Annotated in this window: 19 protein-coding genes; 12 read left to right on the forward strand and 7 right to left on the reverse strand. The window is 65.2% G+C overall.

Going from position 1 to position 20,628, the window contains the following annotated elements; translation table 11 throughout:
* Window positions 1–346: 346 nt before the first annotated feature.
* A complete protein-coding gene (locus tag ACEN9N_RS05840) occupies window positions 347–1,249 on the reverse strand; it encodes a LysR family transcriptional regulator (RefSeq protein ID WP_495655561.1) in 903 nt (300 codons plus the stop codon).
* A 108-nt stretch (window positions 1,250–1,357) separates the two neighbouring features.
* On the opposite strand from ACEN9N_RS05840, the gene ACEN9N_RS05845 reads away from it, so the two are divergent.
* Window positions 1,358–2,209, forward strand: a complete 852-nt coding sequence (locus ACEN9N_RS05845; RefSeq protein WP_495655562.1) for an aldo/keto reductase family oxidoreductase — start codon at window positions 1,358–1,360, stop codon at window positions 2,207–2,209.
* Window positions 2,210–2,380: 171 nt separating this feature from the next.
* Here the strand turns inward: ACEN9N_RS05845 and ACEN9N_RS05850 are convergent, their stop codons facing one another.
* Entirely contained in the window at window positions 2,381–2,731 is a 351-nt protein-coding gene (locus tag ACEN9N_RS05850; protein WP_495655563.1) for a LysR substrate-binding domain-containing protein, read from the reverse strand.
* Window positions 2,617–3,165: a LysR family transcriptional regulator gene (locus ACEN9N_RS05855; RefSeq protein ID WP_495655564.1), complete on the reverse strand. Its 549-nt coding sequence runs from the start codon at window positions 3,163–3,165 to the stop codon at window positions 2,617–2,619. The genes ACEN9N_RS05850 and ACEN9N_RS05855 overlap by 115 nt, the downstream gene beginning before the upstream one ends.
* 219 nt (window positions 3,166–3,384) lie before the next feature.
* Between ACEN9N_RS05855 and ACEN9N_RS05860 the strand changes: the two genes are divergently transcribed.
* From ACEN9N_RS05860 to ACEN9N_RS05905, 10 genes are all read left to right on the forward strand, one after another.
* A complete protein-coding gene (locus tag ACEN9N_RS05860; protein ID WP_495655565.1) occupies window positions 3,385–4,593 on the forward strand; it encodes an aspartate transaminase in 1,209 nt (402 codons plus the stop codon).
* A gap of 121 nt (window positions 4,594–4,714) precedes the next feature.
* A complete protein-coding gene (locus ACEN9N_RS05865) occupies window positions 4,715–5,917 on the forward strand; it encodes an ABC transporter substrate-binding protein (RefSeq protein WP_495655566.1) in 1,203 nt (400 codons plus the stop codon).
* A 34-nt stretch (window positions 5,918–5,951) separates the two neighbouring features.
* Complete coding sequence (locus ACEN9N_RS05870; protein ID WP_495655567.1) at window positions 5,952–6,824, forward strand: branched-chain amino acid ABC transporter permease; 873 nt, start codon at window positions 5,952–5,954, stop codon at window positions 6,822–6,824.
* Between the two features lie 13 nt (window positions 6,825–6,837).
* The gene (locus ACEN9N_RS05875) at window positions 6,838–7,872 is read left to right on the forward strand and encodes a branched-chain amino acid ABC transporter permease (protein WP_495655568.1); all 1,035 of its coding nucleotides are present in this window, start codon (window positions 6,838–6,840) and stop codon (window positions 7,870–7,872) included.
* Window positions 7,862–8,632 carry an ABC transporter ATP-binding protein gene (locus ACEN9N_RS05880; RefSeq protein ID WP_495655569.1) on the forward strand — a complete coding sequence of 257 codons (771 nt, stop codon included), beginning with the start codon at window positions 7,862–7,864 and terminating at the stop codon, window positions 8,630–8,632. Before ACEN9N_RS05875 ends, ACEN9N_RS05880 begins: the two co-directional genes overlap by 11 nt.
* Window positions 8,633–8,649: 17 nt before the next feature.
* Window positions 8,650–9,378 carry a branched-chain amino acid ABC transporter ATP-binding protein gene (locus ACEN9N_RS05885; RefSeq protein WP_495655570.1) on the forward strand — a complete coding sequence of 243 codons (729 nt, stop codon included), beginning with the start codon at window positions 8,650–8,652 and terminating at the stop codon, window positions 9,376–9,378.
* A 38-nt stretch (window positions 9,379–9,416) separates the two neighbouring features.
* The gene (locus ACEN9N_RS05890) at window positions 9,417–11,507 is read left to right on the forward strand and encodes a hydantoinase/oxoprolinase family protein (protein WP_495655571.1); all 2,091 of its coding nucleotides are present in this window, start codon (window positions 9,417–9,419) and stop codon (window positions 11,505–11,507) included.
* A gap of 12 nt (window positions 11,508–11,519) precedes the next feature.
* Window positions 11,520–13,208, forward strand: a complete 1,689-nt coding sequence (locus ACEN9N_RS05895; protein WP_495655572.1) for a hydantoinase B/oxoprolinase family protein — start codon at window positions 11,520–11,522, stop codon at window positions 13,206–13,208.
* Window positions 13,208–14,008, forward strand: coding sequence for an SDR family oxidoreductase (locus ACEN9N_RS05900; RefSeq protein WP_495655573.1), 801 nt, complete (start codon window positions 13,208–13,210; stop codon window positions 14,006–14,008). The genes ACEN9N_RS05895 and ACEN9N_RS05900 overlap by 1 nt, the downstream gene beginning before the upstream one ends.
* Window positions 14,009–14,020: 12 nt before the next feature.
* Window positions 14,021–14,737 (forward strand): HpcH/HpaI aldolase family protein, encoded by a 717-nt coding sequence (locus ACEN9N_RS05905; RefSeq protein WP_495655574.1) that lies wholly within the window; start codon window positions 14,021–14,023, stop codon window positions 14,735–14,737.
* A gap of 17 nt (window positions 14,738–14,754) precedes the next feature.
* On the opposite strand, the gene ACEN9N_RS05910 is transcribed toward ACEN9N_RS05905, so the two are convergent.
* The gene (locus ACEN9N_RS05910; RefSeq protein ID WP_495655575.1) at window positions 14,755–15,726 is read right to left on the reverse strand and encodes a LysR substrate-binding domain-containing protein; all 972 of its coding nucleotides are present in this window, start codon (window positions 15,724–15,726) and stop codon (window positions 14,755–14,757) included.
* Between the two features lie 99 nt (window positions 15,727–15,825).
* On the opposite strand from ACEN9N_RS05910, the gene nac reads away from it, so the two are divergent.
* A complete protein-coding gene (gene nac / locus ACEN9N_RS05915; RefSeq protein WP_495655576.1) occupies window positions 15,826–16,752 on the forward strand; it encodes a nitrogen assimilation transcriptional regulator NAC in 927 nt (308 codons plus the stop codon).
* A gap of 618 nt (window positions 16,753–17,370) precedes the next feature.
* Here nac and ACEN9N_RS05920 read toward each other — a convergent pair.
* From ACEN9N_RS05920 to ACEN9N_RS05930, 3 genes are all read right to left on the reverse strand, one after another.
* On the reverse strand, window positions 17,371–18,537 hold the full coding sequence (locus ACEN9N_RS05920) for a porin (RefSeq protein ID WP_495656353.1): 1,167 nt from the start codon (window positions 18,535–18,537) through the stop codon (window positions 17,371–17,373).
* A gap of 462 nt (window positions 18,538–18,999) precedes the next feature.
* A complete protein-coding gene (locus ACEN9N_RS05925) occupies window positions 19,000–20,037 on the reverse strand; it encodes a Bug family tripartite tricarboxylate transporter substrate binding protein (RefSeq protein WP_495655577.1) in 1,038 nt (345 codons plus the stop codon).
* Window positions 20,038–20,108: 71 nt separating this feature from the next.
* Complete coding sequence (locus tag ACEN9N_RS05930) at window positions 20,109–20,480, reverse strand: c-type cytochrome (RefSeq protein ID WP_495655578.1); 372 nt, start codon at window positions 20,478–20,480, stop codon at window positions 20,109–20,111.
* Between the last annotated feature and the right edge of the window lie 148 nt (window positions 20,481–20,628).

Here is a 20,628-nt window from a genome sequence, read left to right on the forward strand (position 1 = left end):
ATGGACCGGCCAACACGCTATGTCGCGTGCCATAACAGCACCGTTCGCGCGCAGCTTCTCATATCGAATGCCCGACTCCCTGTGGTGAACCACGCCGGTTGCAGCCGGAGCGGGTCGCATTCGGTAAATGGATGGGTGGAACGCGGCCGTTCAGCGGCCATTGGCCACTCGCTTGCCATGTTGCAATGTTGGGCTGCAAGAGGCTACGACGGTCCCGTCCTGCTAATGAGGTTCGTAGGAATGCAGGCGTTGACAAGAGGAGAAATGCAGCATGACGTGTCACAAGGCGCGGCAAACCCGAGGCTCCGAGCAAGCAGAGCCTTGCGAGCTTTGTTGGACCAGGAAGTCAGCCCCAGGATTGGTTTCGTACGAAGTCTACGAACGCGCGTAGCGGTGCCGGCAAATCGCGGCGTCCTGAGAAGTACAGGAAGGGCCCCGAAAAGTGCGGCCACCAAGGCTCCAGCAGCGGCTCGAGTTCACCGCGCTGCATGAAGGGGCGCAGCCAGTCCTCGAAGAGATAGACGATTCCGCTGCCGGCCACCGCCGCGTCGACTGCCAGGTCCGTTGTCGCGCCGAGCCCGACTATCAATGGCCCGGTCGGTTCGACCTTGAAGGCCTTCCCGTTGCGCTCGAACTCCCAGGGATTCGTGGCCCCGCTCGAAAAGCGTCCGCGCAGGCAAGTGTGGGCGAGCAGCTCGCGCGGATGCTTCGGGCGGCCGCGAAGAGAGAGGTACGCAGGCGAAGCGGCAACTGCAAGGCGCTGCACACGCGGGCCGATCGGCACTGCGACCATGTCCCGCTCGAGCCGCTCCTCATAGCGAATGCCCGCATCGCAGCCTGCGGCCAGCACATCAACGAAGCGATCTTCCGCCACGACTTCCAGCACGATGTCCGGGTACTGAGCCAGGAACGGCGGCACGATCCGCGGCAGAACCAGCCGCGCCGCACTCACCGGCACATTGAGCCGCAGGCGACCAGCTGGCCGGTCGCGGAAGGTATTGACCACATCGAGCGCTGCGCGCACCTCGCCCAGCGCCGGCTCCAGCCGCTCCAGCAGCCGCGTCCCGGCATCGGTCGGCAAGACGCTGCGGGTCGTGCGGTGGAGCAGCCGGACGCCCAGCCGCGTTTCCAGCCGTCGAACAGCATCACTCATCCGCGATGCGCTCGTGCCGGCTCTGCGAGCGGCGCTGCGAAATCCGCCCTCGTGAGCAACGGCCATGAAGGCGGTGAGATCAGCGAAATCGTCCATGGACTGTCCAGAATTCTGCACGCCCTGTGCAGTTTGCATTGGATTGTCGCGCAGTGCACTGCAGCCTAGAGTCGAGTCATTCCCATCTTTTACGAAGCGAACCATGCCATGAACACCAGTACATTTCGACTCGGCGATCGTCATATCCACCGCATCGGCTATGGCGCGATGCAACTCGCCGGCCCGGGTGTCTTCGGCCCGCCGAAGGACACCGCAGCCGCACTTGTCGTGCTGCGCGAGGCCATCGCTCTCGGCGTCGACCATCTGGACACCAGCGACTTCTACGGCCCGCACATCACCAATCAACTGATTCGCGAAGCGCTCCACCCTTATCGGGACGAGCTCGTCATCGTCACCAAGGTCGGCGCGCTGCGCGGCGACGACGGTTCATGGAGGGCTGCGATCTCAGCCGACGAACTGGAGCGCGCCGTGCATGACAACCTGCGCAACCTCGGACTCGAGGTGCTCGAGGTGGTGAACCTGCGCGCGATGTTCGACGCCCACGGACCGGCCGAAGGATCGATCGAGGCGCCACTAAGCGCGCTCGCCGAGCTGCAGCAGCGAGGACTGATCCGGCACATCGGACTCAGCAACGTGACTCGCGCTCAAGTTGCGGAAGGCCGTGCGATCACGGACGTCGTCTGCGTGCAGAACCAGTACAACCTCGTGCACCGCGGCGACGACGCCCTCATCGATGAACTCGCGGCGAGCGGCATTCCCTATGTTCCGTTCTTCCCGCTGGGTGGATTCACGCCGCTGCAGTCCGGCGCGCTGAGCGGCGTGGCCGAGCGGCTCGGCGCGACGCCGATGCAGGTCGCTCTGGCCTGGCTGCTGCAGCGATCGCCGAACCTGCTGCTGATCCCCGGAACGTCTTCCGTCGACCATCTGAAGGAAAACCTCGCGAGTGAGTCGCTCGAACTGACCAACGACGACCTGGCTGTTTTGGACCGCATGGCATGAATTACCTATCAGCGCGCAGACCCCCCAGGGGCAAGAACTAGTTCCTTGGCATGAGCTGCACATTGGCGTGCATAGCCGCACGGGGCTGGGCCATTGCCGCCGGACTTCCGATGACACTCAGTCCGCCGACGGTCCCGCCGCTGACCGAGCCGTTGGCGACGATCCTGATCCTCAATGCGCGGGTTGCCACTCGCCTGTCCGCTCGGCAGGACCGTCGCGTACGGGCCGACATACACCGAAGCCGGCGTCGCTTCGCCTCAACAGCGGGATCATCAGCGTGGCCGAGGTGTCGGTTTCGACGCGCACGTCCAGTGCGCCGAAGCGCGCGTCGGTGGACATGCGCTCGACCTCGGTCCGCAGCGTCACGTCGGAGGTCGGTAGGAGCCAGCGCGCCTTCGACAGTTGCTCTAGGCTCGGAACGCTTCCTGCCAGCGGGTGTCCGGCGCGAACCACCAGGCGGTAGCGTTGAGGTCCGACCCGTGTGTGCGCCACATCGGGGGGAGATGCTGCACGCCAAAGCACACCGCCAGGTCAAGTTTGCCTTCTTCCAGCATGCGCACCAGTTCGGCCGACTGCTTGACGCCCACCAGCAACTGGATAGAGTGCGGGCCGGGGAGCATCTCGGTTAGTACTGGCGCGGCCACGCTGGCCAGCAGCGCCGGCACCACACCGAGTCGGATCGCCCCGCGCAGCGAGGCCACCTCGCCGGCCATGTCGCGCCGCGTCGTGACGGTGAGCGCGCTGAGCTCCCTGGCCCGCTGGTACAAGGTGCGGCCGGCCGGGGTCAGCGCGAGCGAGCGGCTGCCGCGCTCCATCAGTTGGACGCCGAATTCGTCTTCGAGCTGGCGAACGACCTTGGTAACGGCCGACTGGCTCAGCCCGCAGCGAAGTGCTGCACGCTGGAAGGTGCCGGTCTCGTGAACAGCTCTAAAGACATCCAGATCTTCAAGGCGCATTGAGGCAGCATAGCCGAGGTGCACCGGACAGCTTCGGAAGTACGCAAGGTCCCTTCGCCCCAAGACGGGATCGGTCTGGCCCTATGAGGAATCGTCGCGCCGCTGCCATCCCATAAGGAAATGCGTCACCCCCAGAACAAGGACCTCTTTGCTTCGGTATCGAGGCCGTCCTACCGTTGCTTCATCGGCATTGACACACCAGCGAAGAGGAAAAGTCCTGTGAACCCGTCCCGTATCTCTAAGCGCATTCGCCGCATCAAGCCTTCCCCCAGCAGCGCGGCCGCGGATCGCTTCGCCGAGCTTCGCCGGGAGGGGAAGGACATCGTCAACCTCGCCATTGGGGAGCCGGACTTCGACACCCCCGTTCACATCCAGGAGGCCGGCTGTGCCGCCATCCGGCACGGCGAGACCCGCTACACCCCCGTCGCCGGCACGCTGGCCCTGCGACAAGCCATCGCCGCCAAGCTGCAGCGCGAGAACGGCCTGAGCTACAGCCCGCGCGAAATCATCGTCACGGTGGGGGCCAAGCACGCGCTCTTCAACGCGCTGTCGGTAACGGTGGAGGAAGGCCACGAGGTCATCGTGCCGGCGCCGTACTGGGTCTCCTACCCGGACATGGTGCTGGCCTGCGACGGCACCCCCGTCACCGTGCCCTGCAAGGAAGAAGACGATTTCCGACTGACGCCAGAGGCGCTGGAGGCGGCCATCACGCCCGCCACCCGTTGGCTGGTCTTCAACTCGCCCACCAACCCCACCGGCACGACCTACACCGGCGAACAGCTGCGCGCCCTGGCTGACGTGCTGATGCGCCATCCCCAGGTCATGGTGCTGACCGACGACATCTACGAGCACATCCGCTTCACCGATGCGACACCGCCCCACCTGCTGACCATCGAGCCCGGCCTGCGCGACCGCACGCTGGTGGTGAACGGCGTGTCGAAGACCTACGCCATGACGGGCTGGCGCATCGGCTATGCGGCGGGCCCCGCGGACATCATCGCCGCACTCGACATGCTGCAGTCGCAGTCGACCAGCGGAGCCTCGTCCGTGAGCCAGGCTGCGGCCGTCGCCGCCCTGAACAGCGACGCGGACTTTCTACCCGGATGGGTCGCCACGTACAGGCGGCGCCGCGACACCGCGACGCGGCTTCTCAACGAGATTCCCGGCATCCGCGCATGCGCGCCGGGCGGCGCGTTCTACCTCTATCCCCACTGCGGTGGATTGATCGGTAAGCGAACGCCCGAGGGAAAGACGCTGGAGACCGACAACGACGTCGTGATCTATCTGCTCGAAGCAGGCGGCGTCATGCTGCTGGCGGGCACGGCCTACGGGGTGTCGCCTTACTTCCGCATGTCGACAGCCACGAGCATCGAGCAGATCGAGGAAGGCTGCCGGCGCATTGCCTCGGCAGTGGCCAGGCTCACCTGAGCCCGCCGTCGCGCCGGCCTATCAGGAATCCTTATAGGCGAAGGTCGAAGACGTATTGGCTGGCGGGGCAGCCGCTTCCTACCATTCATTCACAACCCCTTCCATGACTCGGAGAAAAGCAATGAGCTACCCCACGAACTCGAGATTGCGCGGCGCGGCCCTGGTGGCCATTGCCGCGATCGCCGGCTTCTGCGCGCTGGCGCCCGCCAGTGCACAGACCGACACCTTCAAGATCGGTGTCATCGCGCCCATGAGCGGCCCCAATGCCCGCTACGGCGCCTTCGCGAACAAGGGCGCGGCGCTCGCCGCCAAGGAAATCAACGCCGCCGGCGGCGTGCTCGGCAAGCAGATCGAGCTCGTGAGCGGGGACAGCCAGTGCGTGCCGGCGGAAGGCGTTGCCGCCACCCAGCGCATGATTAGCCTCGAGAAAACGCCGGTGATCATTGGCGACGTCTGCAGCTCGGTGACGCTGGCGATGCAGCCGCTGGCCGAAGAGTCGAAGGTGCTGCTCGTGAATGCGGCCTCGTCGAACCCAGACATCACCTACAAGGCCGGCGTGGGTGGCTTCAAGTGGACCTTCCGCAACTACCCGACCGACGAGGTGCGGGCCGCGACGGTGCTGGAGTACGCCTCGAAGACCAAGGGCTTCAAGAAGTTCGCGGTGCTCTCGGTCGACAGCGACTACGGCCGCGGCGCCATCAAGTTCACCAAGCGCTACCTGCCGAAGTACGAAGGCGCCGAAATCCTGAGCGAGGACTACTACAAGGATTCGGAAACCGACTTCCGCTCGGTGCTGAGCAAGATCCGCCGCTCGGGCGCGCAGGCCATCATCCTCTACGGGCAGGCCGACACCACGCCGATCATTGCCCGCCAGATGCTCGAGCTGGGGCTGGCCGGCAAGGTGGCACTGGTCGGCAACGGCGAGTTCAACACCAAGGAAACCATCGCCGCCGCGCCGAAAGTCATGAACGGCGCGGTCGAGGCCGCCGCGTGGCTGCCCGAGGTGCCGGCGCCGCGCAGCCTCAAGTTCGTCGAGGACTACAAGAAGGCCAACGGCGGCGAGATGCCGAACAACCATGCCTACACGCACTACGACACGCTGAACCTCGTCATGGCCGCGATCAGGAGCGCCAACAGCCTGAAGGCCGAGGACATCCGCAACGCCATGGCGAAGATCAAGTACGACAGCCCCATGGGTGTCGTGACCTTCGACGACCACAACCAGGCGGTGATGCCCATGGTGCTGCTCGAGATCACCGACGGCAAGCCGGCCATCAAGGGAATGATCGCGACCAAGGTCGACTACGCGGGCGGCGCGAAGTGAAGAAGAAGCGCCCTGCGCGGCCTGCGAGAACACCGTGAGTTCCTTCCTCTTCGAACAGATCGTCAACGGCATCATCACCGGGTCGGTCTACGCCCTGGTGGCCGCCGGAATGACGATGATCTTCGGCGTGCTGCGGGCCATCAATTTCGCCCACGGCGAGTACTACATGCTGGGCACCTTCGCGGCCTGGTGGGTCATGTCGAAGCTCGCGGCCGATTACAGCCTGGCCATCGTCGGCGGCGTGGCCATCGTCAGCGTGATCGCGGTGCTGATCGGGCGCAGCGTGATGCAGCGCCTCATCGGCCAACCGTTCCAGGCCGGCGTGCTGGCCACGCTGGGGCTTTCGCTCATCCTGCAGAACGTGGTCATCCTGGCCTTCGGCGGCGGCTACAAGGTGTTCTCGGGCGGCTGGCTCGAACCCATCGAGCTCGGCGACTTCGGCATGTCGCAGCAGCGCGTGATCCTGGTCGTGATCACGATCGCGGTGTTCGCCGGGCTGGAATGGATGGTACGCAGTACGCGCCTGGGCCGCTCGATCCGTGCCGTGTCGCAGAACATCGAGTGCTGCCAGGTCAACGGCATCGACGTCGAGCAGGTGGTGCGCCGCACCTTCCTGATCGGCGTGGCCATCGCGGCGCTCTCCGGCATCCTGACGGGGCCGATCAACGTGAGCATCTACGGCGGCATGGGCGAGGCGATCACGCTGAAGACCTTTGCCGTCATCGTGATGGGCGGCATGGGCAACGTGCGCGGCACGCTCATCGCGGGTTGCCTGCTGGGCGTCGTCGAAAGCCTCGTCGCCGGCTTCATCGGCCTTCAGTACCGCGACTCCGTCGGCTTCATCGTGCTTCTGTTCATGCTCATGTTCCGGCCGCATGGCCTGTTCAGCAGCAAGGCCCGCTTCTGAGAGCGTCAACGTCATGAAACAGGCAATCTTGTCAACCACCACGCTGGACACGCCGCGCATGCCGGCCGCCCGGGTCGCCGCGGTCAACTGGAGTGCGTGCGCCATCGGCGTCGTCGCGCTGCTTTGCGCGCCGCTCTTCCTCGGCGACTACTACCTGCACGCGATGGTCCTCGCGATGATCTTCCTGCTGCCTGCCCTGGGGCTGAACCTCATCCTGGGCTACACGGGCATGCTGTCGCTCGCGCAGGGCGTGTTCTTCGGGCTCGGCGCGTACGCGTCGGCCCTCATGTCGATCCACTTCGGCACGCCGTTCCTGGTGAACTTCCTGGTCGCGGGCCTGGTGGCCGGGTTGGTCGCATTGCCGCTGGGCATTCCGGCGCTGCGGCTGCGCGACACCTCCTTCGTGATGTGCACGCTCGGCATGGTGGTCATCGCGCAGATGGTGTCGAAGAACTGGATCGACCTGACTCGCGGCGACATGGGGCTGTCGGGCGTGGCCCGGCCGCGCCTGGGCTTCGGCGACTGGGTCTACACCGTCATCAAGGCGCCCGAGTACTTCTACCTGGTGCTCGCCGTTGCCGCACTGGCGGTTGCTGCGTTCGTCGCACTGATCCGCTCGCCCGCTGGACGCTGCATGGTGGCTATTCGCGACAACGAGACGCTGGCCGAATCGCTGGGCGTGCCGACCTGGACCTACAAGCTGCTGGTCTTCATGCTGAGCGCCGTCTTCGCGGGGCTCGGCGGCAGCCTCTACGCGCATTTCTCGACGGTCGTGAGCCCGCTGGTGTTCCAGGCGTACTACTCCAACACCATCCTGATCATCGTGCTGGGCGGTGGCGTGGGCAAGGTGCCGGGCGCCATCATCGGCAGCTTCGTCTTCGTGGCGGTGTCCGAGGCGTTGCGCATCACGCCCGAGCTGCGCATGGTGATCTACGGCTTCGTGCTGCTGGGGCTGGTGTTCCTGTTCCCGCAAGGGCTTGCGCCGCTGGTCCAGCGTGCAGCAGAACGCATTGCCGGTATCGGAAAGGGGCCGCGCGATGTCCGCTGAGTCCATGCTGCGCGTCGAGGGCCTGCGCAAGAATTACGGCGCCGTCGCGGCGCTCCAGGGTGTGGACATCGAAGTCCGCCGCGGCGAGGTGATGGGGCTCATCGGCCCCAACGGCTCCGGCAAGTCGACGCTGTTCGACTGCTGCACCGGCCTGCAGCGCAGCGACTCGGGCCGCGTGCTGCTCAAGGGCGTGGACATCACCGGCTGGCCGATGAACCGCATCGCCCGCGAGGGCCGCTTCCTGCGCAGCTTCCAGAAGACGGTGGTCTTCCCCACGCTGGACTCGGAAGAGAACCTGGTGCTGGCCGGACAGATGTCGCGCTTTCCGAATGTGCTGTCGACCTTCTGGGTCGGGCCGTCGGCCAAGAAGCGCATCAAGGCCCTGCGCGAACGCGCGAAGGAACTGATCGAGGTGACAGGACTGGCGCGCGTGGGGCACCTGCCGGCCGGCAACATGTCCGGCGGGCAGCAGAAGCTGCTGCAGTTCGCGTCGATGCTGATGCCCGAACCCGAGCTGATCCTGCTGGACGAACCACTGGCGGGCATCAACCCCGTGCTCATCGAGAAGGTCATCCAGTGCATCGAGCACGCGAACCAGAAGCTGGGCGTGACCTTCGTGGTGATCGAGCACAACACCGACGTGCTGATGAACCTCAGTCACCGCGTGGTCGTGCTGCACCAGGGCGCCAAGCTGGCCGACGCCACGCCGGAAGAAGTCGTTCGCAACCCGGAGGTCATCGAGGCTTACCTCGGCGGTTGACACGAAAGAACAGCACCATGGAACTCGAAATCGACAACCTCCGCGCCGGCTACGGCCACCTCGACATCCTGCACGGCGTGGATCTGAAGATCCGACACGGCGAATTCGTCACGCTGCTCGGGCCCAACGGGGCCGGCAAGTCGACGCTGCTGAAGTCGCTCTTCGGCATGACCACCCACAAGGGCGGCGCGATCCGCTGGAAGGGCAAGGACATCGCGGGGCTGCGCCCGCAGGCGATGCTCGGCCACGGCATTGCCTACGTGCCGCAGGGCCGCTGCAACTTCCAGCTGATGTCCATCGACGAGAACCTGGAGATGGCGTCCTACACCATCAAGGGCGGCGACTTGAAGGGCGAGCGCGAGTACGTCTACGACCTCTTTCCGATCCTGCGCAAGCGTCGCAACGAGCTCGCCGGCAACATGTCCGGCGGCGAGCAGCAGCTGCTCGAAATGGCGATGGCCGTGCTGCGCCGCCCCGAGATTCTGCTGGTGGACGAGCCCTCGGTCGGCCTCTCGCCGCAGGCGATCACGCTGGTCTTCAACGAACTCAAGCGCCTGCACAAGGGCGGCCGCACGATCCTGCTGGTCGAACAGAACACCCGCAAGGCCATGGAAGCGGCGGAGCGCGCCGTGGTGCTGCGCCTGGGCAAGGTCATCTGGGACAGCCCGGTCGGGGCACTGAGCACCGCCGACCTGGGCGAACTGTTCATGACGGGCAAGCGCGCATCCGACGCAGCCGCGGCCTGAGCCCACATCTCAACCGAACACTCAAGGAGCTGAAAGGCATGAAACTGGCATTTGACACGGGTGGCACGTTCACCGACTTCGCGATGACGGAGGACGACGGCACCATCCTGTTGCACAAGGTCCTGAGCACGCCCGATGCGCCCGCGCGCGCCGTGCTCCAGGGCGTGGACGAGCTGCTGGCCAAAGTGCGCGCCCGAGATGGCGGCAAGGCCAGGGGCAACGGCCAGCTGCAGATCCTGGGCGCGACCACGGTCGTGACCAATGCGGTGCTGGAGCGCCGCGGTGTGCACACCGCCTTTATCACCACCGCCGGTTTCCAGGACATGCTGCGCATCCGTACGGAGGGGCGCTACGACCTCTACGACCTGCGCATCCAGTACCCCGATCCGCTGGTGTCGCGCGAGCTGTGCTTCGGCGTGGAAGAGCGCATTGCCGCGGACGGCACGGTGATCAAGGCGCTCGACGAAGACGGGGTGCGCACCATCGGCCGCGTGCTGCTTGACAAGAAAGTGGAGTCGGTCGCCGTGTGCCTGCTGCACGCCTACAAGTACGCGCAGCACGAGCGGCGTGTGGCCGAGATCCTGGCCGAGGTCGCGCCGGGCATCTCCGTCTCGCTCTCTTCGACGGTCTGCCCCGAGGTGCGCGAATACGACCGCGCGTCGACCACCGTCGTCAACGCCTACACCCGGCCGATGATGGTCGGACATGTGAACCACCTTGAGCGCGAGCTGTCGCAGCGCGGTGTCGAAGGGCAGCTGCTGTGGATGACGTCGAGCGGTGGCGTGGTGCCGAGCTCGTCGGCCTCGCGCACGCCGGTGCGCTTGATCGAATCGGGCCCCGCGGCGGGCGCCGTGGCGGCGGCGGACTATGCGCGCCAAGCCGGCGAGTCGAGCGTGCTGTCGTTCGACATGGGCGGCACTACCGCCAAACTGTGCCTGATTCCGAACGGCCAGCCGATGGTGGCCAACGACCTTGAAGTGGCCCGCCACGAACGCTTCCGCAAGGGCAGCGGCTTTCCTCTCAAGATCCAGTCGATCCACATGATCGAGATCGGCGCGGGCGGCGGGAGCATCGCGGCGCGCAACAAGCTCGGCCTGCTGGGCGTGGGGCCGCGCAGCGCGGCGGCGGCGCCAGGGCCTGCCTGCTACGGGCGCGGCGGCACGGAGCCGACGGTGACCGATGCCGACCTGCTGCTGGGCTACCTGAACGAAAAGTCCTTCCTGGGCGGCGACTTCGCGCTCGACAAGCCCGCCGCCGAAGCGGCGATGGCACGGCTCGCGAAGGAGCTTGGCATCTCTCTGGAGCGCTGCGCCTGGGGCATCCACGACATGGTCAACGAGAGCATGGCCGAGGCCGCCTCGATGCAGGCCACCGACAGCGGTGTCGACCCGCGCGCCCTGCCGCTGATCGCCTTCGGCGGCGCCGGTCCGGTGCATGCCTACGGCGTGGCCCGCAAGCTGGGCATCCGCAAGGTGATCTGCCCGCTGGGCGCCGGTGTCACCTCGGCCATCGGGCTGCTGGGCGCGCCGGTGGCGGCGGACCTGTCGGCCAGCCTGCCGATGCGCATCTCGGCCTGGAACCCGAGCGCGGTGAACGTGGTGAAGGCCACGCTCGCAGACCAGGGGAGCGAAGTGGTGCTGGCGAGCAAGGTGCCTGTGGACCACATCAGCTATTCGTACACCGTGGACATGCGCCACGTCGGCCAGGGCTACGAGATCTCGGTGCCACTGCCGGAACTGGATCCGGCGGACCCGACGTTCATCGAGGAACTGCTGGCCCGCTTCCATGCCAACTACGTGGCCCTGTACGGCCGCGCCGTCAGCGGTACCGACGCGGAGGTCATTACCTGGCGCGTGCGTGCCAGCGGGCCGAAGGCGCCGGTGTCGCTCGCCAGCCTGCGCGGCGAATCTGGTGCGGCGCGCGATGCGCGCAAGGGCACGCGGCCGGTCTTCTTCCCGGAGCTCGGCAAGTACGTCGACACGCCGGTCTACGACCACTATGCGTTGGTGCCCGGCGTTCCGATCGAGGGGCCCGCGATCATCGAGCAGCGCGAGTCGACTGTGGTGATGGGGCCCAACGCCAGCGCCTCGCTCGATGCCCAACACAACCTGATCATGCTTTTGTCCTGAGGTCTTCTCGCCATGTCCATGCTCAAACCCGACTTCAACGACCCGATCACCCTGCAGGTGATGTGGGACCGCCTGGTCTTCATCGCCGACCAGGCGGACAGTGCGCTCGGCCGCACGGCCTTCTCGCCGATCGTGCGCGAGAACCACGACTACGTGAACGTGCTGCTGGACGCCAAGGGGCGCGCGCTCGCGCAGTGCACCTGGTCGATTCCGGTGTTCATCACCACGCTGCCCATGGCCGCGCAGAACTACTTCCTCAAGGCCTTTCCGCCCGAGTCGCTGGAGCCCGGCGACGTGCTGGCCACCAACGACCCGGTGATCGGCACGGGCCACCTGCCGGACATGGTCATGCTCACGCCGATCTTTCGCAAGGGAAAGATCGTGGGTTATGCGGGCAGCATCGCCCACCTGCCGGACATCGGCGGCCGACCGCAGTCGCCCGACTCGACCGACATGTTCGAGGAGGGCATCCGCATTCCGATGCTCAAGCTGTTCAAGGCCGGCAAGCCGAACACCGATGTGTTCTCCGTCATCGAGGCCAGCGTGCGCCTGCCGCACGAGGTGCGCGGCGACATCCAGAGCATGGTGGCCGCCAATGAAGTGATGAGCCGCGAGCTCACGCGCTTCATGGACGAGTACGGCCTGGAAGACTGCGACGGCCTCGGCGAGGCGATCTTCAGCCGCTCGGAGCGCCACATGCGCAAGGCCATCGCGGCCTGGCCGAACGGCAGCTACAAGGCCGACATGACGATCGACGGCTTTGAATCCGACGTGAAGCTGTGCGTAAGCGTGGAAGTGCGCGACGACTCGATTCATGTCGACTACACCGGCACTTCGCCCGAGGTGGCGCGCGGCATCAACGTGGTGCCGCACTACCGTGTGGCGCACAGCGTGTATGCGCTGAAATGCCTGCTCGATCCGGAGACGCCGAACAACGAGGGCTGCATGGTCGCGCTGACCGACTCGGCGCCCGCGGGTTCGATCCTCAACCCGCGGCCACACGCGGCAGGCGCCGCGCGCAATCTCGTGGGCCATTGCATTCCGAGCCTGATCTTCAAGGCTCTGCAGCACGTCGTGCCCGACGGCGCGATGGGCGACAGCGGCGGCGCGCCGATCTGGGGCATCAACTGCCAGGGCCAGCGCTCCGACGGCACGGCCTACGGCAGTGCGCAGAACTTTCATGGCGGACAAGGCGGACGCTCGTCGATGGACGGCCTGGACACGCTGAGCTTTCCGTCCAACTGCCGCGTGACGCCGATCGAGATGTACGAGCTCGCGGTGCCCGTGCTCACCGAATGCAAGGAGCTCATTCCGGACTCCGGCGGCCCCGGCAAGTTTCGCGGCGGACTGGGCCAGCGCGGCGTGATCCGCAACCTGTCGGACTGCGAGATGAACATCTATCTGAGCACTGAGCATGTGAAGTACCCCTGCCTCGGTGTGCTGGGCGGCCAGGCCGGACGCAACGGCGCGGTGCTGCACGACGGCAAGGCCGTGTTCCCGAAGGGCCGCCTGGTGCTGGCGCCGGGCGAGCGACTGACGATCGAGCTGCCGGGCGGCGGCGGCTGGGGCGATGCGCAGCAGCGCTCGCGCGAGCTGGTCGAAGACGACTTGCGACAGGGCCTCGTCAGCATGGCCGGCGCGCAGGTCGACTACGGGTACGAGGCCGAGGCGAGCTCCGAAGCGCAGAAGGCGGTGGCGTGATGGTCGGCGCACTGAAGGGACAGGTCGCGCTCGTCACCGGTGGCGGTTCGGGCATCGGCCGCTCCACCGCGCTGATGCTCGCCGCCGAGGGCGCACGCGTTGTCGTGATGGGCCGCAGGCTTGAACCGCTGCAGGCGGTGGTCGAAGAGATCCGAAGCGCCGGTGGCGAAGCGTGGGCGCGCCAAGCCGACCTGCAGGAACGCGAGCAGCTCATCGCGCTGGTGCGGTGGACCGAGAAGGAAGTCGGCCCCATCGGCATCCTCGTCAACAACGCGGGCCTCACCAGCCGCGTGCGCAACATCCGCTGGATCGAGCCGGACGACTGGGAGTCGGCGGTGTCGGTCAACCTGACGGCGGTCTACGTGCTGATCCAGGCCGTGCTGCCGGGAATGCTCGATGCCGGTGCCGGCACCATCGTCACCGTGTCTTCGCTGGCTGCCGTGCGTCCGAACCTGTTGGGCGGTGCGCCCTACGGCGCGGCGAAGGCGGCGGTGACGAACCTGATGGGCTTCGTGCACGGCACCTTCCGCAACAACAACATCCGCGCCACGACCATCCTTCCCGGCGAAGTCGACACGCCGATCATGGACACGCGCGTGCGTCCGCCGAGCGCCGAGGAGCGCGCGGCCATGGTCGCGCCTGACGACGTGGCGCGCGCTATCCTGCTGGCCTGCACACTGCCGCAGGCCACCACGATCGAACAGCTGGTGATCAGCCCGACCCGCGCGCGCGACCAGGGCCCCGACATCGAGATCAGCCGCTGGCTTGGTGCCCCCGACGGAACACCCGGCAAACCCTGAACGAGACGAAGCATGAGCGACACCCTTCATCAACGCCTGGCACGCGGCGACTCCGTGCTGATGGTCAACCCCAACCATGTGTCCCCCACGCTATGCGAGAAGCTCGTGCGCTCGGGCGCGGACTCGGTGTTCATCGACTGCGAGCACGGCCTGGCCAGCTTCGAGGACATCCATCACATGGCCAAGGCCGCCCGCTATGCCGGCGGCTTCGGCATCGTGCGCCCGCAGAACCAGGAGCGCTCGACCATCACGCGCTGCCTCAACGCAGGCGCGGACGGCGTGATGGTGCCGCTGATCCACACCGCAGAGATCGCGCGCCAGGTGGTGCACACCTGCCGATATGCCTGCCCCGACGATCACGCGACGAAGCTGCTGGTCGGCATGGTGGAATCGGTCGAGGCGGTGCGCAACCTCGACGAGATCCTGGCGGTCGAAGGCATCGACGTGTTCTTCGTCGGACCCGGCGACCTGTCGCAGTCGATGGGCTACTCGCCCGCGGTGGCACCGGGCAAGCGCCGCCCGCAAGCCGCGCTCGACCTGGTCGACCAGACGCTGCAGCGCATTCGCGCGGCCGGAAAGATCGCGGGCACGCTGGTCGTGAAGCAGGACGTCGAACATCTGGTGTCGATGGGTGCGCAGCTGCTGTACTACCACGCGGACCCGTTCGTGACGGAAGGCGTCGGGGCAATGCGCAGCCTGTCGCGGCCGGTGGCGGCCGCCGCGCACTGAGCCTGCGCCCTTTTAATTCAGGCTGCAGGCGGCGCGGCAGCCTCCGGCGCGCGAATGCCTTCGAGGCGCCCGGCCTCGAACAGGCTACCGATCTGCAGCCTGAGGATCTCCAGGACGGCGCGCGCCTGGTCGGACATCGGCAGGTGATCGGGCACACACAGCGCTACCGTGGCTTGCAACTCGGGCTCCACGATCCTGCGGATTACCGGCGCTGCCGCAGCCGATGGGAAGTTCGCCAGCGCGGAGGGCAGGATGGTGGCACCCACGCCGGCCTGGATCGCCTGGCGCAGCGTTTCGGCAGATTCGATCTCGGCGCGGATGTGCGGAACCACGCCGACGCGGGCAAAGGCTTCGTCCACCATGCGGCGCAGGAAGTGCATGCGACTCGGCAGCAGCAGGTCGACGCCGGCGAGCGCACGCAAGGAGATGGTCTGGACGTCCTGCTGCGCCAGTTCCATACCGGGCGGCGCGATCAGGAACAGATCCTCGGTCAGCAACGGCTGCAGCGTGAGCCCCTTCATGGGGCTGCCCGCATAGATAATGGCCATGTCCAGGCGCCCGGTCATGACCATCTCGCTGAGCACCAGTCCGAAGTTGTCGTTGATGAACAGGTTGACGCCCGGGTAGGCGCCGCGCACTGCCTGCAGCAGCGGCATGGAAAGCGCCGAGGCCGTACTGTAGGTAGCAAGCCCCACCGAGACCGGACCAAAGATGAAGCTTTCGTCGGTGCGGTTCATCAGCTCGCGCTCGACCTGTTCGAGGTGGCTCAGCATGATCCGGGCGTGACGGTAGAGCTCGTTGCCCGCGGCAGTGGGCGTGACGCCGGCGTTGGATCGGTTCAGCAGCCTGTGCTTGAAGTGCTCCTCGAGCGAGGCGATGTGCTGACTCAGCGCCGGTTGCGCGACGCTGAGCTGCGCAGCAGCCGCAGAGAGGCTGCGGGCATCCACTGCCGTCACGAAACTCTTGAGCGTCTTGAAGTTGACCGTCATGGGAAATTGGATGCGCGCTGATCGTAACCCCGATTGACGCTCTCCAGAAGTGGCTCGATGCTTGCTTCTCCATAGAAGCAGACAGACAACGGAGTCCCGGTGAACCTCAGGCGGCTGAAGTATTTCGTGAAGATTGTCGACGTGGGCAGCCTCACGCAAGCCTCGGAGGTCCTGCACGTCGCGCAACCGGCGCTGAGCCAGCAACTCGCGACGCTCGAAAGCGAGTTCAAGCAGCGCCTGCTGCTGCGCACCCAGAAGGGCGTGGTGCCCACGGAAGCAGGCCGTGTGCTTTACCGCCATGCGCAGCTCATGCTGCGCCAGTTCGAACAGGCGCGCGCGGACGTCCTCAATGCAGGGCGCAGCCTCGTAGGGCAGGTGTCTGTGGGGCTGGCACCGGGCACCGCAGCCTCGGGCCTCGCCCTGCCGCTGCTACAGACGGTGCAGGAGCGCCATCCGCAACTCGTGCTGCACATCAACGAGAACTTCGGCACCACGCTTTGCGACGTAGTGAGAAACGGTCTCATGGACATGGCCGTGCTCTATGGCGGCGATCACGAGGTGCGCGGTCTTGCGTTCGAACCGCTGCTCACCGAAGACCTCTGCGTCGTGGCGTGCCAGGGCATGCTGCGCATGGACGGCAACGAGTTCGAGCTGTCGGAGCTGCGCGACGTGGACCTGCTCCTGCCCAGCATCGACAACCAGCTGCGTCGCAGCGTAAACCGGGCCTTCGCGTCGGCGAGGATCGTTCCGCGCGTGGTGGCGGAGATGGAGTCATCGAGCACGCTGTCGGCGGCGGTCGCCTCAGGCATGGGGGCGACGATTCTTCCCGTATCGCTCGCACGCTCGGTCGCCGCCGCAGCCTGCGTCGATGTCGGGCGGCTGGTATCGCCGCACGTCGAGATTCCGTTGGCGCTGTGCGCTTCGGATCACCTGCCGCTATCCGAGCCTGCGCAGGCGGTCAAGGGAATCCTGATGGAGTTGGTCAATCGCCTCGAGTTGGGCGGTGGCATGCACATGGTGCACTAAGAACCTGTAGGCGAAATCCAAATGACGGGAGGCTGAGAGCGATATGGACGTGTGCCGACGTCTGAGTTCATAGCAATAGTTCAATCAGGGAGGGGCCCCTCGGCAGCTTGCGCTCGTCGCATCGCATGCGCGAACTGACCTAGGATGCAGGGACAGTGACCACGGGCTCTGGCCGCGGCAACTCGACAGGGACGAACCGCAGGACAGGCGCGGTGCCGTTGGCCGCAAAAGGCACTGCGTCGCCCATGCGCTTGAGGCCCCGATCCGCGAGCCACTTGCGTACGACGTCGGCGTTCAGTCCGTGCGCGATGGCCATGGCCGAGACCAACGCACCGCGTTGCCGGCACTCGGCTAGGATCCGCGCCTTGAACTCAGCACTGTGGACCCGGCGATTAGAGCTATTGGGATGCATAGGCGTCCGCTAAAACAGGTGGACGCCATCCTCGAAGAGCGTCGCGGCGGGCAAGGTGGACCGCCGGACGCTCACGGTGGAGATGATGTCTCGCCATTGCCTAAGCCAGCGAGTGAATGCTTCTCGCTTGTAGCGGCCGAGATAGCTGTTACGGATAATTTGCCACCGTACTCAATGCGGTTGCGCCTGGCCGGCCCGGTGGCCAATCAGAAAGCATGGCGGATACCGAAGTCGTAACCGGTCGATGTCTTCGGGGTGAAGGACTGAGCAGCGGCACCGGTGCCGAGTTGCGTCACGAACGACGGACCTCCCACAGTCAAGGCAGCACCATACTTGTTGCGGATGCGAGCCACCGTCGCGTACAGGGCCGTGCGCTTCGATAGGTTGTGCACGTAGCCGATCGCGAACTTGTTGGCGCGCGGGTCGGGCGACGAGCCGAATAGGGTGAAGGGCGCGTTGAAGTCGTACTTGATGCGCGAGTACGAAGCACGGATCAGGCCGGGGCCGATGGGCACGGTCAAGCCGAGCAGGTAACCCTTCAGATCCACGCCGGGCCTTGGGGACAGCAGGAAGTTTGTGACGTCAACTTCGTTCTTGGCCTTCGAGTATTCACCGAAGAGCGTCGCAACGCCGAAGTCGTAGGAAGCGCCGACGTTGAAGGTCTTCACGTTGGTCGTCGTGCCGGCGAAGAAGGCGTCGCCGATGGTGCTCTGACCGTAAGCTGCAGCCACGTCCAGAGGGCCCTTAGCGTAGCCGAAGCGGCCACCGACGTAACGTCCGGTGCGCTGGGTGTTCAGCGGCGTCGGCGTCGCGGTGCCCGGATCGTACTTGTCACGCTCGTGGAAGGCGTACATCACCTGGCCATAGAAGCCGCCGAGGTTTGGAGGCAGGAAGTAGCCAACAGTGTTGCTGGCGCGAATATAGCTGCTGCCGGTCACGTTGCTGAAGCCGGGGACACTGCTCGTGCCTCCGCCGAGCCAAGCACCGAAACTGGTGTTTGCGGTGCTGATCAGGTTGCTGCCGACGCCGTTCGCGCCGAAGGGGTCGAACACGGCGTCGTTCCAGAACGTCGGGGTCCAGTCACGGCCCAGACGGACTTCACCGAAACCACCGGACAGGCTCACCGTCGAGCGGCGGGCGAAGGTGGCGATACCTTGCTGGCCATCGTCGTTGCTGATCGGGGCTTCGAGCCAGAAGCTGGCAGCTAAGCCGCCGCCGAGGTCTTCCGTGCCACGGAAGCCGACTCGGCTGGAGTTGTAGCCCGAGTTCGACAGAACGGTGCGCTTGACCGTGATGCTGCCGACGAACGCCGGTGGAAATGACGTCGAGTTGTCCGACTTATTGGAATAGCTGCTGATACCAGCGTCAATCACGCCGAACAGCGTAACGGATGATTGAGCCGAGGCAACACCGGTAGCCAGGGCAGCCAGCGCCTTCAGAGAAGCGCGTGAAAATGTGCTCACCGCGATCACAGAGCTTGCGACGCCATTGTGCTGAACCCGTTGCGAACGCCAGGTGACGCCGCGAAGCGCTGCGAAATTTCGCAAATGCGCTGGTCGTCTCGGCTTGTTCTCCCGAGCAATCTCCTCGGCCGTAAGCATAGTTGTCCTCATCATTGTCTCCATAAGAGTGAACTAAGAAAAAGCGAACAGCCAAAGAAGGCCTTCCGAGCAGCGGTGCGTGCCCGATGACCGTTTTCGATACGGCGATTCATTGTTCCGATGGCGCCGTTCCATAAGTCGACGCCGTCGCAAGTTCGAGGAATAGGTCCTCGTCATCGGCACGCCAGCCAGCGTTTCGCGCGGATCAGAGTTCGCGCGTGAAGTTGGAATGGGCTATTCGAGCTTCACTCCTGATCCCTTGATGATCCTGGCATAGGCGGCATGGTCGTCGCGTACTCGCTGAGCAAACGATTCAAGTGAACCTGCCATGGGCTCCACTCCCAACTCGAGCAACTTTTGTTTCACACCCTGGTCTTCAAAGGCCGCCTCAAGGGCCGAGTTCAAGCGGAGCAGAACGTTCTTGCCTGTTTGCTTGGGGGCAAACACACCGAACCAGGTGGACATTTGCCATGCTGCGAGACCAGCCTCTGTGGAAGTCGGAACCTCTGGGAGACTCGCGAGCCGTTTCTTTGCCGCTACGGCCAGGGCCTTCAATTGCCCACTCTTGAGGTACGAGCGGACGGTGCCGAGACTCGTTACCATTGCCTGCAGTTGCCCCGCAAGCAGGTCGGAAACGGCGGGAGCCAATCCCTTGTACGGCACGTGCTCGGCCTGGATTCCCGCCAGAAAGGCCAAGTGGCTCATTGAGATGTGCGGGATGCTTCCGGTCCCGGCCGAGCCGTAGAAAATGGCTCTGGGATTTGCCTTGGCATATGCGATGAAGTCGGTCAATGTCTTGACGGGAAGGGATCCTGAGACGACCAAGAGGTGAGGTGCGTCTCCTGCACCAAATACCCCTTGCATTTCCACGACCGGATCGATGGCCGAACCCTTGTCGAGGAATGGCGTGGAGAAGAGACTCCCGTTGGAACAGAACAGCAACGTATAACCGTCAGCTGGAGACCTGATCAGGGAGTCTTGTGCCAAGCGCCCATTAGCCCCGGCCTTGTTGTCAACGACGAGGGGCGTGCCCAAGCTCCTGGCCACCCTGTCGCCGGCGATCCGTGCCAGCAGGTCTGTAAGTCCGCCCGGCGTGCTATCGACAATGAGCTTGATCGGCTTATTGGGGTAATCGCTTGCCGCATATGCACTGCCAGGCCGCACGGCGACCGCGAAGAGTATTGCCGAGAGCATCGATGCCAAGGTATCCCTGCGGCTCAACGCTCCTCGTAAGTCAGTGTTCCGGAGCGGGATAGAGGCGCGAGCTTTCATTTGTTGTCTCCTGTGTTTTCATGGCAAGGCGCTTCAGTCGGAAAGCGAGCGCAGCGCACAATCGCGGCGCATCACTTCGAGCTGCCTTCTGCGCTGAACCGCTTGAGATAGGCCCATAGATCACTACTCTCTTGGTCGGACTTGATACCCGAGAACGTCATCTTGTTGCCCGGCATCCTTCCCGCCGGATCTCTCATGAATACCCTGAAGCTTTCTTCGGTCCACACGATTCCAGCTTTCTTGACGGCATCGGAATAGCTGAAATTACGCACGGCCCCTGCGGCGCGCCCATCGAGTCCATTGAGCTGCGGGCCGAGCTTGTTCTCGGCGTTCGGCCCGATCGCGTGACAAGCCACGCACTTCTGAAATGAGCGCTCACCCTTCTGAATGTCCTGCGCCAGAGCGCCGCTCGTAGAGATCGTGACCATCAGTGCCACTGCCATTTTCCGGATCATTCCTCGGTCCCTTCGTTTGCGTTCCGTGCGCACTGCTGTCATGAGGATGTCGGGGTTCGCAGCGCGTCGAGCCTCCATTTCGCCGTGATTCGATCTGCCGGACATCGAGTTCTCGGCGGATTGGGCAGCAGCGCCG

It is taken from the genome of Variovorax sp. Varisp46 (assembly GCF_059491885.1).

Excerpts from the sequence above, each read along its gene's own strand:
- ACEN9N_RS05840 (WP_495655561.1), bottom strand. The coding sequence starts at position 1,249 with ATGGACGATTTCGCTGATCTCACCGCCTTCATGGCCGTTGCTCACGAG.
- ACEN9N_RS05845 (WP_495655562.1), top strand. The coding sequence starts at position 1,358 with ATGAACACCAGTACATTTCGACTCGGCGATCGTCATATCCACCGCATC.
- ACEN9N_RS05855 (WP_495655564.1), bottom strand. The coding sequence starts at position 3,165 with ATGCGCCTTGAAGATCTGGATGTCTTTAGAGCTGTTCACGAGACCGGC.
- ACEN9N_RS05865 (WP_495655566.1), top strand. The coding sequence starts at position 4,715 with ATGAGCTACCCCACGAACTCGAGATTGCGCGGCGCGGCCCTGGTGGCC.
- ACEN9N_RS05875 (WP_495655568.1), top strand. The coding sequence starts at position 6,838 with ATGAAACAGGCAATCTTGTCAACCACCACGCTGGACACGCCGCGCATG.
- ACEN9N_RS05880 (WP_495655569.1), top strand. The coding sequence starts at position 7,862 with ATGTCCGCTGAGTCCATGCTGCGCGTCGAGGGCCTGCGCAAGAATTAC.
- ACEN9N_RS05885 (WP_495655570.1), top strand. The coding sequence starts at position 8,650 with ATGGAACTCGAAATCGACAACCTCCGCGCCGGCTACGGCCACCTCGAC.
- ACEN9N_RS05890 (WP_495655571.1), top strand. The coding sequence starts at position 9,417 with ATGAAACTGGCATTTGACACGGGTGGCACGTTCACCGACTTCGCGATG.
- ACEN9N_RS05895 (WP_495655572.1), top strand. The coding sequence starts at position 11,520 with ATGTCCATGCTCAAACCCGACTTCAACGACCCGATCACCCTGCAGGTG.
- ACEN9N_RS05900 (WP_495655573.1), top strand. The coding sequence starts at position 13,208 with ATGGTCGGCGCACTGAAGGGACAGGTCGCGCTCGTCACCGGTGGCGGT.
- ACEN9N_RS05905 (WP_495655574.1), top strand. The coding sequence starts at position 14,021 with ATGAGCGACACCCTTCATCAACGCCTGGCACGCGGCGACTCCGTGCTG.
- ACEN9N_RS05910 (WP_495655575.1), bottom strand. The coding sequence starts at position 15,726 with ATGACGGTCAACTTCAAGACGCTCAAGAGTTTCGTGACGGCAGTGGAT.
- ACEN9N_RS05925 (WP_495655577.1), bottom strand. The coding sequence starts at position 20,037 with ATGAAAGCTCGCGCCTCTATCCCGCTCCGGAACACTGACTTACGAGGA.
- ACEN9N_RS05930 (WP_495655578.1), bottom strand. The coding sequence starts at position 20,480 with ATGGCAGTGGCACTGATGGTCACGATCTCTACGAGCGGCGCTCTGGCG.